We start from the raw sequence: 13,845 nt of genomic DNA, 5'->3' as shown, positions 1-13,845 counted from the left end.
GGATCAATTATAAAAATCGGAATCAGATGGCTTGGGCCGTCACACCCCCAAGGATAGACGGCAATTGCAAGGACTCAGCTCAATATGGAGATGGTCCCAAGGTATTTCAAGGCGCGTGGCAGATTGTCGCAATCAAGGCTGTCGAGCCAATGCAAGTCAGTCCAGCTGCGCAACCAGGTGAACTGGCGCTTCGCCAATTGGCGCGTGGCGATAATCCCACGCTCGCGCATCTCGGCTGACGTCAGCTTGCCGTCCAGGTAATCCCAGACTTGTCGATAACCTACCGCACGTATAGACGGCAACCCGGCATGCAGGTCACTTCGCTCACGCAGGGCTACGACCTCGTCTATGAACCCCTGTTCCAACATCAATGTGAATCTTTGTTCAATACGCTGATGCAACACTTGCCGGTTCGCCGGAGCGATGGCCAGATTCGCGACAGTATAGGGCAATTGTTGCAGTCCCGAAGCGGCTGCTTCAGTACTTTGCGCAGATTGTCGCTGGCGCAGGGCCGTCATGCTCTGGCCGCTGACCCGATAAACCTCCAGCGCCCGGCTGAGCCGCTGCGGGTCGTTGGGGTGAATACGCGCCGCCGACTCGGGATCGATCACCGCCAATTGCTCGTGAAGCGCTTGCCAGCCAAGGCGCGCAGCCTCTTCTTCGATCTGCGCGCGCACCTCGGGATCGGCCGCCGGCATGTCCGCCAGCCCGTCGACCAAGGCCTTGTAATAGAGCATGGTGCCGCCCACCAGCAGCGGAATCTTGCCCCGCGCGGTGATCTCGGCCATGGCCTGGAGCGCATCACGCCGGAAATCGGCTGCCGAGTAGGCGTCGGCCGGGTCGAGGATATCGATCAGGCGGTGCGGATATTCGGCCAGCAGTTCCTTCGATGGCTTGGCGGTGCCGATGTCCATGCCCCGATAGACCAAGGCCGAGTCGACGCTTATCAACTCGCAGGGCAGCACCTTGGTCAGTTCGATGGCCAGGTCGGTCTTGCCGGCGGCCGTCGGCCCCATCAGGAAGATCGCCGGAGGGAGCTGGCTCATCAGCGACCGCGCAGGAACAGTTTGTCCAGGTCGTCCAGGCCCAATTGGGTCCAGGTCGGCCGGCCATGGTTGCATTGACCGCTGCGTTCGGTATTTTCCATATCCCGCAGCAGACCGTTCATTTCCGGCAGGGCCAGGCGCCGGTTGGCGCGGATTGCGCCGTGGCAGGCCATGGTGCCGAGCAGTTCGTTCAGGTGCGCCTGGATCCGGTCACTGGTGCCGTACTCCATCAGGTCCGCCAGCACGTCGCTGACCAGGCGATTGGCCTCGGCCTGTTTCAACAAGGCCGGGATCTGCCGGATCGCCAGGGTCTCCGGGCCCAGGCGCTGCAACTCGAAGCCCAGGCGCTGGAACCAGCTCACATGTTCTTCGGCGCAATCGGCTTCGCGCTGGCTGACGGCCAGGGATTCGGGCACCAGCAGCGGTTGCCCGCTCAAGCCTTCGCTGGCCATGGCGATCTTCAATCGTTCGTACATGATCCGCTCGTGGGCGGCGTGCATGTCCACCAGGACCAGGCCCTGGGCATTTTCCGAGAGGATGTAGATACCTTTGAGCTGCGCCAGGGCATAGCCTAGCGGCGGGATATCGCCCTGGCCATCGGGCAATGCCGCCGCACCGGTCTCCGGCAGCGGCTTGAAAAATTCGCGATAGGCAGCCTGGGCCTCCGCCGCCGGCACATTCGACTGAGGACGCGGCGTGTATTGGTATTGATAGCCGCTGCCGGCACCGTTGCCGGCCGTGTTATAGACCGGCTGGGGCTGGGGTTGCTCAAGCAGCGCGTTGGCCGCAAGGCGCATTTCGCCCTGGGGACCGAATTCGCCAGCTTCCAGTCCGCTTGGCCGGACCATGCCGGCCACCGCCGCCGGGGCCGCCAATTGATCTTCGGGACGCACGTCGCCCAGGGCGCGATGCAAAGTGCCGTAGAGGAAGTCATGGACCATGCGCCCGTCACGGAACCGCACTTCGTGCTTGGTCGGGTGCACGTTGACGTCCACCACCGAAGGGTCGACCTCGAAAAACAGCACGAAGGTCGGATGCCGACCGTTGAACAGCACATCGCGATACGCCTGGCGCACCGCGTGGGCCACGAGCTTGTCGCGCACCGCGCGGCCATTCACATAGAAATACTGCAAATCCGCCTGGCTGCGGGAGAACGTCGGCAAGCCGACCCAGCCCCACAGGTGCAGGCCATTGCGCTCCACCTCGATGGGCAATGCCTGCTCGAGGAAACCCGCACCGCACACCGCGCCCACGCGTCGGGCACGGGCCGCATCATCGTGGGCCTCGTGCAGGCTGAGGATGGTCTTGCCGTTGTGGCGCAAATGAAAAGCCACGTCAAAACGCGCCAGGGCCAGGCGCTTGATGACTTCCTGCAAATGATCGAATTCGGTTTTCTCGGCCTTGAGGAACTTGCGCCGGGCCGGGGTATTGAAAAACAGGTCGCGCACTTCTACCGAGGTGCCCACCGGATGGGCGGCGGGCTGGACGCGAGAAGCCATGTCGCGGCCTTCGGTCTCGACCTGCCAGGCCTGGTCGGCATCGCGGGTGCGGGACGTCAGCGTCAGGCGCGACACCGAGCTGATGGACGCCAGCGCCTCGCCACGAAACCCCAGGCTCATGACCCGCTCCAGGTCTTCCAGGTCGCGAATCTTGCTGGTGGCGTGGCGAGCCAGCGCCAGCGGCAGATCGTCGGCGGGAATGCCGCGACCGTCATCGCGCACCCGCAACAGTTTGACGCCGCCCTGCTCGACATCGACGTCGATGCGCTTGGCCCCGGAGTCGAGGCTGTTTTCCAGCAGTTCCTTGATGACCGACGCCGGGCGCTCGACCACCTCACCGGCAGCGATCTGGTTCGCCAGCCGCGGGCTGAGCAGTTCGATGCGAGCGTTGCCGCCAATCACTTCATCCGTCATTGCTTGACCGCCACTTCGTTGCCGGGAATGGTCAGGGTCTGGCCGATCTTCAGCTCGTCACTCTGAAGGTTATTGGCGCTGCGCAAGGTAGCGGGCGACACCTGGTAGCGCACCGCGATCATCGCCAGGGTTTCGCCAGGACTGACGCGATGATCCCGTGGTCCCTGGGCAATCTTGCCCGAGTCACGCAGCCAGGCAATGTAGGTGCCCGGCGGCGGGTTCTGCTGGAAGAACTGCCGCACACCACTGCTGATGGAACGGGCCAGGGCCTGCTGGTGGCTCGCGGAGGACAGTTTCGAGGCTTCGTTGGCGTTGGAAATAAACCCGGTTTCCACGAGGATCGACGGGATGTCCGGCGACTTGAGCACCATGAATCCGGCCTGTTCGACGCGTTGCTTGTGCAGCGGGGTAACGCGGCCGATGTTGCTCAGGACCTTTTGCCCAACGTTGAGGCTGGACGTCAACGAGGCGGTCATCGACAGATCCAGCAACACGCCGGCAAGCATCCGGTCCTTGTCGTCGAGGCTGACGTTGCCGGCACCACCGATCAGGTCGGAACGGTTTTCACTGTCGGCCAGCCAGCGCGCGGTCTCGGAGGTGGCGCCACGATCGGACAAGGCGAATACCGAGGCGCCGAACGCAGCCTTCGAAGGCGCGGCGTCGGCGTGGATCGAGACGAACAGGTCCGCACCTTTCTTGCGGGCGATCTCGGTGCGGCCACGCAACGGAATGAAGTAGTCGCCGGTGCGGGTCAGCTCAGCGCGAAAGCCCTTCATGCCGTTGACCTGGCGCTGCAACTCCCGGGCGATGGCCAGCACCACGTCTTTCTCACGCTGACCGCGCGAGCCCGAGGCGCCAGGGTCTTCGCCACCGTGGCCGGCATCGATGACCACGATGATGTCGCGTTTGCCGGCCGGCGCCGGTGGCAGCTTGAGCGCAGGCTCGGTGGGTGTGACCGGAACGGCAGGCACCGTCGCGACCTTGGTCGGGGGCGGTGGCGCAGGCGCGGCGTCGGCCGGGTTATCGAACAGATCCACCACCAACCGGTTACCGTACTGGGCATTGGGTGCGAGGGTGAAACTCTTCGGGGTCACGGCCTGTTTCAGGTCGATGACCACTCGCAGGTCGGTGGGCGTGCGCTGGGCCGAACGCATCGCGGTAATCGGCGTGTTGGCCGTGGGCACGTTCAGCGGCGCGCCCAGGGATGCACCGTTGATGTCGATCACCAGGCGATCCGGGGCCGCGAGGGTGAACACGCTGTGCTGCACCGGGCCTGTCAGGTCGAACACCAGCCGGGTGTTGTCCGGCGCCCGCCAGAGGCGAACACTGTTGACCTTTGTCTCAGCCACAGCATCGACGGCCAGTGCCGTAAGCAACAGTCCTACGACAGCAACCACCGCGCGAAAGCGCATACCAAACCCCATCATCAATTAGTTTTCCAGTGCCAGAGCGGCACACCACGACTCGCCACGCGAGCCTTGCGGCGTCAGTTTCAGCGAACGCCCGCCGTTCTGCGCGCCAATGGTAATGGTCAGGTCGGGCTTTGGCAAAAAGCCTGCACCCTTCTGAGGCCATTCGATCAGGCACAAGGCGTCATCTTCGAAATAATCACGGATCCCGAGAAACTCCAGCTCCTCAGGATCGACCAGTCGATACAAGTCGAAATGGAAGGCGCGGGTATCACCGATCTCGTAGGGCTCGACCAACGTGAACGTGGGGCTCTTGACCGAGCCGACATGCCCGAGGCCGCGAATGATGCCACGGGACAGGGTGGTTTTCCCCGCGCCGAGGTCACCTTCGAGAAAAATCAGACCATGGCCTGCGGTGATCTGCGCGATGCGGGTGCCAAATTGTGTCATGGCTTGTTCGTCCGCCACGTACAGGGTTACTTCAGACACGGTGAGTGCTCCTCCAACAACTGACGAATGGCCGGAATCAGATCGGTCGCGGCCAATCCGCGGCCCGAGCGATCGACCTGCACCCCGGCATTGGCATGCAGCCAGACGGCCAGGCACGCGGCTTCGAATCCTTCCATTCCCTGGGCCAGCAAAGCGCCGGCCACGCCAGCGAGTACATCCCCCAGGCCAGCGGTGGCCATCGCCGGATGACCCTGACCGCAAACCGCCAGGCGCCCGTCCGGGCCGGCGATCAGGCTACCGGCGCCTTTGAGAATCACGCTGGCTCGGTATTTTTTGCTCAATGCGTGGGCCGCCGCTGGACGATCGGCCTGCACCTGCACGGTGGAAATCCCCAGTAGTCGCGCGGCCTCGCCTGGATGCGGGGTGATGATGCACTGTTCCGGCAGACTGACCACGCCATGGCTCAACAAATTCAGCGCATCGGCATCCCACACCTGCGGCAGCGACGCATTGGCCGCCGCCGACAACAGGCTGCGCCCCCAAGCGGCCTGGCCCAGGCCCGGCCCCACCACCAGCACGCTGGCCTGTTTGAGCAGCCCCATCAACTGGTTAGCCGAATGGGTGCCTTGCACCATCACCTCGGGCAAACGCACCAGCGCGGCGGCCACATGCTCGCTGCGGGTCGCCATCGAAACCATCCCCGCACCGCTGCGCAAGGCGCTTTCGGCGCTCATCTGGATGGCGCCGCCAAAACCGCGGTCGCCGCCAATCAACAGCACATGACCAAACCTGCCCTTGTGGGCTGAAGGCGCACGGGGCGGCAGACGCGGCAAATTATGCGGCAAGAGCAATCGAGCGTTGGCCGGCGCCGCGTCAACGAGGTCCGGGTCCGCGTGCAGGTCGTTGAATACCAACTCTCCCACCCGATCCGCCGCATCGCCGGTGAACAGACCGAGCTTCAGGCCAATGAAGGTCACGGTCAGGTCCGCCGTCACTGCGGTACCCAGCACCCGACCGGTGTCGGCACACAACCCGGAAGGGATATCCACCGCAGCGACCGGTAACCCACTGACATTGATGGTGTCGATTGCCCGGACATACGGTTCTCGAACGTCACCGCTCGCCCCGGTGCCGAGCAACGCGTCGAGCAGGACACCGCGCAATTCGCAATCATCCGACCAAGATTCCACCGGCACACCGACCGCCACGGCTTCGGCATGGGCATTGGCGGCATCACCCAGCAACCGCCGGGGTTCGCCTACCGCCAGTACCCGGACCGCCCAGCCGGCACGCCGGGCCAGAGTCGCCACCAGGTAGCCATCGCCGGCGTTGTTGCCATGGCCGGCGAATACGGTCAACTCGCCGGCCTCAGGCCAGCGCCGGACGATCGCTCGCCAGGTGGCGCGGGCGGCGCGCTGCATCAATTCGAAGCCGCTGGTGCCCGCCGCGATCAGTTGTGCGTCGAGGGCCCGGACTTGCGCGGCACTGTACAGCGCGTCGGGAAATTCATCTTTAGTCTGCGGCATGCGTCTTCGGGCTCCGATGTCTGGCAGAATTATACGCATCTCAGCTCCGGTTTCTCTCGCCTCATGCCTGCCATTCCCACAGACCTCCCCGCCCTCGCCCAATCCATCAAGGACTGGGGCCGCGAGCTGGGTTTCCAGCAAGTCGGCATCAGCGGCCTGGACCTTGGCGAGCATGAGCAGCACTTGCAACGCTGGCTCGAAGCCGGCTACCACGGCGAAATGGATTACATGGGCGCCCACGGCAGCAAACGCTCGCACCCGGAAGAACTGGTTCCGGGCACGCTGCGGGTGGTGTCCCTGCGCATGGACTACCTGCCGGGCGACACCCGAATGGCGCAATTGCTTGGCGAACCGGAAAAAGCCTACGTCTCGCGTTATGCGTTGGGCCGCGATTACCACAAATTGATCCGTAAACGCGTGCAGCAATTGGCAGAAAAAATCCAGGCAGCCATCGGCCCCTTCGGCTATCGCGCGTTCGTCGACAGCGCACCGGTGCTGGAAAAAGCCATTGCCGAACAGGCAGGGCTGGGCTGGATCGGCAAAAATACCCTGGTGTTGAACCGCAAGGCCGGCAGCTATTTTTTCCTCAGCGAGCTGTTCGTCGACCTGCCGCTGCCGGTGGACCCGCCTCACGGCACCGAGCATTGCGGAAAATGCACCGCCTGCCTGGACATCTGCCCGACCAACGCCTTCGTTGGTCCCTACGTATTGGATGCCCGGCGTTGCATCTCCTACCTCACGATCGAACTGAAAAACGCTATCCCCGAGGAGCTGCGGCCGCTGATCGGCAATCGGGTGTTCGGTTGCGATGACTGCCAGATCGTCTGTCCGTGGAATCGCTTCGCCCGGCCGTCCGCGGAAGGCGACTTCAAGCCACGCCACAACCTGGACAATGCCGAACTGGCCGAGCTGTTCATGTGGGATGAGGACAGGTTTCTCAGCAGCACCGAAGGTTCGCCATTACGCCGCGCTGGCTATGAGCGCTGGCTGCGTAACCTGGCGGTGGGGCTTGGCAATGCGCCGACGACAATTCCCGTGCTGGAGGCGTTGAAGGCGCGACAGGACTATCCGTCAGCCCTGGTCCAGGAACATGTGCAATGGGCGCTGCGCCAACATGCCGAACGTCAGACTTCGTCGTTATAGACGAACTTGGGCATTTCCCAGTGAAACCGGATCGCCAGGAGCCTCAGCAGGAAACCACCAAACAGGGTGATCAGGATCGCCTGCTCGCTGGGCAATTGCAGGTAGACACACAGCAGGTAGCACCACGCGGCAGCGAAGGAGACGCTGGCATAGAGTTCGCGACGGAAAATCAGCGGGATATCGTTACAGAAGATATCCCGCAGAATGCCGCCAAAAACCCCGGTAATCACCCCACTGACCGAGGCCACCAACATGCCATGGCCCATTTCCAGCGCGGTCATGCAGCCGATCAAGGTAAACGCCACCAGCCCAACGGCATCGAGCACCAGGAACAGCGAGCGCAGGTGACGCATCCAGCGCGCCAGGAATACCGTCAACATGGCCGCCGCGGTCGTCAGCACCAGGTATTCCGGATGCTTGACCCAGGTCAGCGGGTAATGCCCCAGCAGCACGTCGCGCACCGAGCCGCCACCCAGCGCCGTGATACAGGCGATCAGCACCACGCCGAACCAGTCCATGCCCCGCCGCCCGGCAGACAAGGCGCCGGTCATGGCTTCGGCGGTAATGGCGATCAGATACAGCATCAGCAACATGGTGGCAGTCCTTGCGGGAAGGCGCGCAGTCTAGCCAGTTTGGGCAGGCACCAAAAGGGGGCGCGGCGCCGACCCTGGCTCAGAGGATCACCTGTGGCGAGGGAGCTTGCTCCCGCTCGGCTGCGCAGCAGTCGCAAACCAGACAATTGAGTATTCCTGGAAAACTGCTGGGGCCTGCTTCGCAGGCCAGCGGGAGCAAGCTCCCTCGCCACAAAAAGCAATCTCGCCAGTCGCTGGGGTGCCGTTTAGAACTTGATGAAGTGCTTGCGATAATGCTGCAACTCGGCGATGGATTCGCGGATGTCGTCCAGGGCCAGGTGGGTGCTGCCCTTCTGGAAACTGTCACGCACTTCTGGCGCCCAGCGGGCGGCCAGCTCCTTGAGCGTGGAGACATCCAGGTTGCGGTAATGGAAATAGCTTTCCAGGGATTTCATGTGGGTATAAAGGAAGCGACGGTCCTGGCAGATGCTGTTGCCACAGATCGGCGACTTGCCCCTTGGCACCCATTGTTCCAGGAAGGCGATGGTCTGGGCTTCGGCCTCGGCCATGCTGATCCTGCTCTCGCGCACCCGTTGGGTCAGACCCGAGCCGCCGTGCTGGCGGGTGTTCCACTCGTCCATGCCGGCCAGCACCTCATCACTGTGGTGGATCGCAATCACCGGGCCCTCGGCCAGGGTGTTGAGATCGCTGTCGGTGACGATGGTGGCCATTTCGATGATGACGTCGGTGTCAGGGTTCAGACCGGTCATTTCCAGGTCGATCCAGATCAGGTTCTGCGGGTTTTGCATGGGGGAGCTCCTCGGCTTAGCTGCGCAGTTTAGCCTAGGCAACCGGTCGGGCGTGCTAAACTCGCCGCCGTTTTACCCTATTCGCTGCATTTCTTCATACGGAACACCCATGGCCAAACGCCAACTCAATCGTCGTCAGAACTGGCGCATCGAAAAGATCCAGGGCGAGCGCGCCGCCCGCGCAGCCAAACGTGAATCCAGTGCCGTCGAGGCCCTGGAGGGCGGAGACCTGGGCCCTGAGCAGACCGGACTGGTGATCGCGCATTTCGGCGTCCAGGTCGAGGTCGAGGCCCAGGAAGGCGAGCTGGCCGGCCAGGTATTCCGTTGCCATTTGCGGGCCAACCTGCCGGCGCTGGTGACCGGCGACCAGGTGGTCTGGCGTGCCGGCAACCAGGGCATCGGCGTGATCGTCGCGCAACTGCCGCGCCACACCGAGCTGTGCCGCCCGGACAGCCGGGGCCAGCTCAAGCCGGTGGCGGCCAACGTCGACATGATCGTCATTGTCTTCGCTCCGCTGCCCGAGCCCCACGCCAACCTGATCGACCGTTACCTGGTGGCGGCCGAACACGCCGGCATCCGCCCGTTGCTGTTGCTCAACAAATTCGACCTGATCGACGAACACAACGCCCCGGCGCTGAACGCCCTGCTGTCGGTCTATCGGGATCTGGGTTACCCGGTGCTGGAAGTCTCGGCCCATCACGGCAACGGTATGGAGCAATTGCAGCAGCAACTCGATGGGCGCATCAGCGTGTTTGTCGGCCAGTCCGGCGTCGGCAAGTCGTCGCTGGTCAACAGCCTGCTGCCGGAAGTCGAGACCCGCGTCGGGCCTTTGTCCGAGCTGTCCGGCCAAGGCACCCACACCACCACCACCGCGCGACTGTTCCACTTTCCCGGCGGCGGTGAGCTGATCGACTCGCCGGGCATCCGCGAGTTTGGCCTGGGCCACGTCAGCCGGGCCGATGTCGAAGCCGGATTCATCGAGTTCAACGACCTGATCGGCACCTGCCGATTCCGCGACTGCAAGCACGACCGCGAACCCGGCTGCGCCTTGCTCAAGGCGCTGGAAGAAGGCCGCGTGCATCAACAACGGATGAACAGCTACCGTTCGATCATCGCGAGCTTGCCGGAAAGCAGTTACTGACCTGCACGCAATGTAGGCTCGATCATTCTGTGGCGAGGGAGCTTGCTCCCGCTGGCCTGCGAAGCAGGCCCCAGCAGTTTTCCAGGAAGACTCAATTGTCCGGTTTGCGACTGCTGCGCAGCCGAGCGGGAGCAAGCTCCCTCGCCACAAAAAGCGAGCACGTCTCTAGTGAACAGTGCTAATGAAAAAGCCGACAATGATGTCGGCTTTTTCATTAGGTCACTGCGCTGGCGGCTCCGCCGGTTTCGGCGCGGCGTCGTCGAACAGGTTCAGGCGCTCGCGCAACTCATGGGCCGGCACTGGTTGCTGGTCCGCCGGCAGCGCGTTCGGATCGGCGGCCGCGCCAGGCGTGGCGGGCGATGCAGGCACTTCACCCGGCGCGCCCTCGCCCGGGGCCGGGTCTGGCGCCGGATCGTCGGTCTGCGAACCTTCGATGGCTTTCTGGGCTTTCTTGGTCAACACCACGATGTCGATGCGGCGGTTGACCGGGTTGAACGGATCCTTGCGATCGAACAGTGCCGAAGACGCATAACCGACGACCCGCGCCACTTGCTCATCCGGATAGCTGCCCGCTACCAGGGCACGCCGTGCCGCGTTGGCCCGGTTGGCTGACAATTCCCAGTTACCGAAGTCGCCTTTGCCGACGTAAGGCTTGGCATCGGTGTGGCCACTGATGCTGATCTTGTTCGGCACCGCTTTGATGGTATCGGCCATGGCCAGCAGGATGTCTTCGAAATACGGCTTCAGGCGTGCACTGCCAGAGTCGAACATCGGACGGTTATCAGCGTCCATGATCTGGATTCGCAGGCCGTTCGGTGTGATCTCGAAAAGGATCTGGTCCTTGAATTTCTGCAGTTCCGGGTTCTCTTCAACCTTGTTCTGCAATTCCTGCAGGAGCAATTCCAGGCGTTCGCGCTCGACCTGCTCGGCCATGCCTTCGGCCTCATTGGCGTCGACAGTCGCCTTGTCAGGCTGCGGCTGGGATTTGACCTCGGGGTTGAGGGTATTTTCCGGCGCCAGGACCGGCGAGCCGCCCAGGTCGATGATGTACGGCGTGCCGCTCTCGGAAAAACCGATCGGATCCTTGAAGTAACCGGCAATGGCGATTTTCTGTTCCGGGGTCGCGGTGGACAGCAGCCACAGCACCAGGAAGAACGCCATCATCGCCGTGGCGAAGTCGGCGAAGGCAATTTTCCAGGCGCCCCCGTGGTGCCCGCCGGCAATGCGCTTGACGCGCTTGACTATAATGGGCTGGTTATTTTCCATGGCTTAGCGACCGCGAACCGCTTGTTCCAGCTCGGCGAAGCTTGGACGGTGCGCCGGGTACAGGACCTTGCGACCGAACTCCACCGCCAGCGACGGCGGCATGCCCGAGGCCGAAGCCACCAGGGAAGCCTTGATGGCCTCATAGACGTTGAGTTCTTCCTTGGCGTCATGCGCCAGGGAATGGGCCAGCGGGCCGAAGAAACCGTACGCCGCCAGAATACCGAAGAAAGTACCCACCAATGCCGCGCCCACGTGCAGACCGATGGACGCCTGATCGCCTTCACCCAGGGATGCCATGGTCACCACGATGCCCAATACCGCCGCAACGATACCGAAACCGGGCATGCCGTCGGCGATGCCGTTGACTGCATGGGACGGGTGCTCAAGGTCTTCCTTGAGGCTGTACAGCTCCATGTCGAACAAACCTTCAAGCTCATGGGGGGCCATGTTGCCGGACGACATGATGCGCAGGTAATCACAGATGAACGCCGTCATGCGCTCGTCTTTCAGCACCGAGGGGTACTTGGCGAAGATCGGGCTGGCGGCGGCGTCTTCGATGTCACCCTCGATCGCCATCATGCCTTCGCGGCGGCTTTTGTTGAGGATCTCGTAGACCAGCCCCAGCACCTCGAGATAGAAGGTGTGGCTGAAACGCGAGCCGAACATGCTCAAGGATTTCTTGAGCACATGCATTGTCATATAGCCAGGGTTGGCCTGCAGGAATGCACCAAGGGCAGCACCGCCGATGATCAACACCTCGAAAGGCTGGACCAGCGCGGCAATCTTGCCATGGGAAAGCACGTATCCGCCGAGCACGCTCGCGAACACGACGATGATGCCGATAATTTTAGCCATAGATAGAAAGTACTTATTTAAGTCGGGTTCAAGGTCATATTCGGAAGCTGAAAAATCTCTTCTTCTACTTATCGGCAAAACTGCGCCAGACTATAGCCAGTTCCGGCGAAAAGCCAATTTTGCCCCGTTCCGGGCGTAGATACCCCATGCGATGATCACGTCCAACCATGGCTAACGAAACGAACGTCCCAACTCCAAGACCGACCACCCTCGAAGGCTGGGTAAAGCTGCTCGAGGGCGTGCACCTGCCGGTGCCCCAGGCCAGCCACGACCTGGTCTGCAAGGCGATTGGCGACAGTCGCCGCTCGCTGCGTGACATCGCCGAATTGATGCAGGACAGCCCCGCGCTGGCCCTGAGCGTCATCCGCGAAGCCAACCACCACACGCACGGCACCCTGGCGGAACCGGCGGAAAACCTTGAGGTGGCCATCAACCGCCTCGGCCTCAAGCGCACCGAAGAACTGCTTGCTCGCCTGCCCTCACTGCCGGGGCAGCAGATTCCCTTGGCCCTGCGCCAGTTGCAATTGATCAGCCAGCACGCCACGCAACAGGCCAACGGTTTTTTTGCCAGCCGCCTGGCGCGGCTGTGGCAAGACATCCATTGGGGCAGCCTGCTGTTCCTGTCACCGCTCTGGCCGCTGGCCCTTACTCATCCACGATTGCTCGGGGAATGGGAGCTGCGCGTCGTTCACAAAGGCCAGCCAGCCGGCGAAGTGGAGCGTGAACTGTTCGGCGTCAGCCTGCTGAAAATCTGCCTGGCATTGGTGGAGACCTGGCGCCTGCCGGTCTGGGTAGCGCAGGGCTATCGCCTGCTGCTCAACGAGCGTCGCGAACTGGTCAAAGTGCTGCGCATTGCGCGCGACAGTGAGGATCCGCTGCGCCAACAGAATCGCCTGGACGACGACCCGACCCTGCGGCGCTGGCTCAATCAGCCCGCCAACACCGTGCTGCTGGCCAACGGCCTGGCACTTTCGGCACAGCAGGCCTGGGACAGCCCGCACAGCGCCCGCTGGCAATACCTGACCAGCCTGTATCTGCAGATGCCGATGGACGACATTCAACAACAGCTTCATCAACAGGCCGCCAACAGCGCGCGCCAGCACGCCATGCCGGACCTCTGGCATCCCGCCGTGGCGCTGATCTGGCCGCCGGGCAGCAAGCGGGTCCACCCAGGTTTGCTGCCCGCCGCCCCGCCCAGCGCCCAGGACCTGAGCCAATGGCGCAAACAATGCGCCGCGTTGCTGGTGGAGCCGAGCCCGTTCCGCAACGCCATGCACCTGACCACCTCGGCACGGGATGCGCTAGCGGCATGTGGCATGCGCCGGGTCATGATCTTGATGGCCGACCGCAGCCAGACCAGCGTACGCGTGCATCAGACTGCCGGTTTGCCCAAGGAAGCGGCGGCCATGAGCTTCTCCATCAGCCTAAGCAAAATCTTGCAACGATTACTTGCCCAGCAGGCCCAGGTTCGCCTGACCCCGCAAAACAACGCCCAATATTCGGCATTGCTGCCAGCGGGCCTGCGCAGCCTGTTCCGCGGCGAACACCTGCTGCTGCGCTCTCTGACCTGTAACGGTCGAGTAATTATGCTGGTGGTGGTGGACCAGGGCGGCGGACCATTTTCGGATGTGACGGTACAAGCGTTCGGTAAAACCGTGCAGTGCATTGAGCGCGCCCTGCACAGCTTCACCAACCGCGGCCGCTGAACTTGCTAC

At 62.9% G+C, this 13,845-nt stretch carries 12 protein-coding genes; 3 read left to right on the top strand and 9 right to left on the bottom strand.

Annotated elements, in window-relative coordinates; genetic code table 11:
• Positions 1-74 precede the first annotated feature (74 nt).
• From miaA to J3P97_RS02525, 5 genes are read right to left on the bottom strand one after another with little or no spacing between them, the layout of a single operon-like run.
• Complete coding sequence (miaA, locus tag J3P97_RS02545; protein WP_434602656.1) at positions 75-1,046, bottom strand: tRNA (adenosine(37)-N6)-dimethylallyltransferase MiaA; 972 nt, start codon at positions 1,044-1,046, stop codon at positions 75-77.
• A complete protein-coding gene (mutL, locus tag J3P97_RS02540; protein WP_434673407.1) occupies positions 1,046-2,959 on the bottom strand; it encodes a DNA mismatch repair endonuclease MutL in 1,914 nt (637 codons plus the stop codon). Before mutL ends, miaA begins: the two co-directional genes overlap by 1 nt.
• A complete protein-coding gene (locus J3P97_RS02535) occupies positions 2,956-4,386 on the bottom strand; it encodes an N-acetylmuramoyl-L-alanine amidase (RefSeq protein WP_370871022.1) in 1,431 nt (476 codons plus the stop codon). The genes mutL and J3P97_RS02535 overlap by 4 nt, the downstream gene beginning before the upstream one ends.
• 3 nt (positions 4,387-4,389) lie before the next feature.
• Positions 4,390-4,857, bottom strand: a complete 468-nt coding sequence (gene tsaE / locus J3P97_RS02530; protein ID WP_434570006.1) for a tRNA (adenosine(37)-N6)-threonylcarbamoyltransferase complex ATPase subunit type 1 TsaE — start codon at positions 4,855-4,857, stop codon at positions 4,390-4,392.
• Entirely contained in the window at positions 4,845-6,344 is a 1,500-nt protein-coding gene (locus J3P97_RS02525; protein WP_434673406.1) for an NAD(P)H-hydrate dehydratase, read from the bottom strand. Before J3P97_RS02525 ends, tsaE begins: the two co-directional genes overlap by 13 nt.
• 63 nt (positions 6,345-6,407) lie before the next feature.
• Between J3P97_RS02525 and queG the strand changes: the two genes are divergently transcribed.
• Positions 6,408-7,487, top strand: a complete 1,080-nt coding sequence (queG, locus tag J3P97_RS02520) for a tRNA epoxyqueuosine(34) reductase QueG (RefSeq protein ID WP_434626381.1) — start codon at positions 6,408-6,410, stop codon at positions 7,485-7,487.
• On the opposite strand, the gene J3P97_RS02515 is transcribed toward queG, so the two are convergent.
• Together J3P97_RS02515 and orn are read right to left on the bottom strand one after the other, a co-directional pair.
• Entirely contained in the window at positions 7,469-8,080 is a 612-nt protein-coding gene (locus J3P97_RS02515) for a trimeric intracellular cation channel family protein (protein WP_305497211.1), read from the bottom strand. The genes queG and J3P97_RS02515 overlap by 19 nt on opposite strands.
• A 245-nt stretch (positions 8,081-8,325) precedes the next feature.
• The gene (gene orn / locus J3P97_RS02510; RefSeq protein ID WP_305497212.1) at positions 8,326-8,868 is read right to left on the bottom strand and encodes an oligoribonuclease; all 543 of its coding nucleotides are present in this window, start codon (positions 8,866-8,868) and stop codon (positions 8,326-8,328) included.
• Between the two features lie 109 nt (positions 8,869-8,977).
• Between orn and rsgA the strand changes: the two genes are divergently transcribed.
• A complete protein-coding gene (gene rsgA, locus J3P97_RS02505) occupies positions 8,978-10,009 on the top strand; it encodes a small ribosomal subunit biogenesis GTPase RsgA (protein ID WP_217861119.1) in 1,032 nt (343 codons plus the stop codon).
• A gap of 219 nt (positions 10,010-10,228) precedes the next feature.
• On the opposite strand, the gene motB is transcribed toward rsgA, so the two are convergent.
• Together motB and motA are read right to left on the bottom strand one after the other, a co-directional pair.
• The gene (gene motB, locus J3P97_RS02500) at positions 10,229-11,275 is read right to left on the bottom strand and encodes a flagellar motor protein MotB (RefSeq protein ID WP_434602651.1); all 1,047 of its coding nucleotides are present in this window, start codon (positions 11,273-11,275) and stop codon (positions 10,229-10,231) included.
• Between the two features lie 3 nt (positions 11,276-11,278).
• A complete protein-coding gene (motA, locus tag J3P97_RS02495) occupies positions 11,279-12,130 on the bottom strand; it encodes a flagellar motor stator protein MotA (RefSeq protein ID WP_305497215.1) in 852 nt (283 codons plus the stop codon).
• A gap of 167 nt (positions 12,131-12,297) precedes the next feature.
• Between motA and J3P97_RS02490 the strand changes: the two genes are divergently transcribed.
• A complete protein-coding gene (locus tag J3P97_RS02490; protein WP_434673405.1) occupies positions 12,298-13,836 on the top strand; it encodes an HDOD domain-containing protein in 1,539 nt (512 codons plus the stop codon).
• Positions 13,837-13,845 lie beyond the last annotated feature (9 nt).

The sequence above is a fragment of the Pseudomonas sp. R1-15 genome (genome assembly GCF_051132085.1).
In the GTDB taxonomy this organism is placed as follows: Bacteria; Pseudomonadota; Gammaproteobacteria; order Pseudomonadales; family Pseudomonadaceae; genus Aquipseudomonas.
Note: the sequence above shows the minus strand (reverse complement) of the source record. Positions and strands in the feature narration are given on the sequence as shown.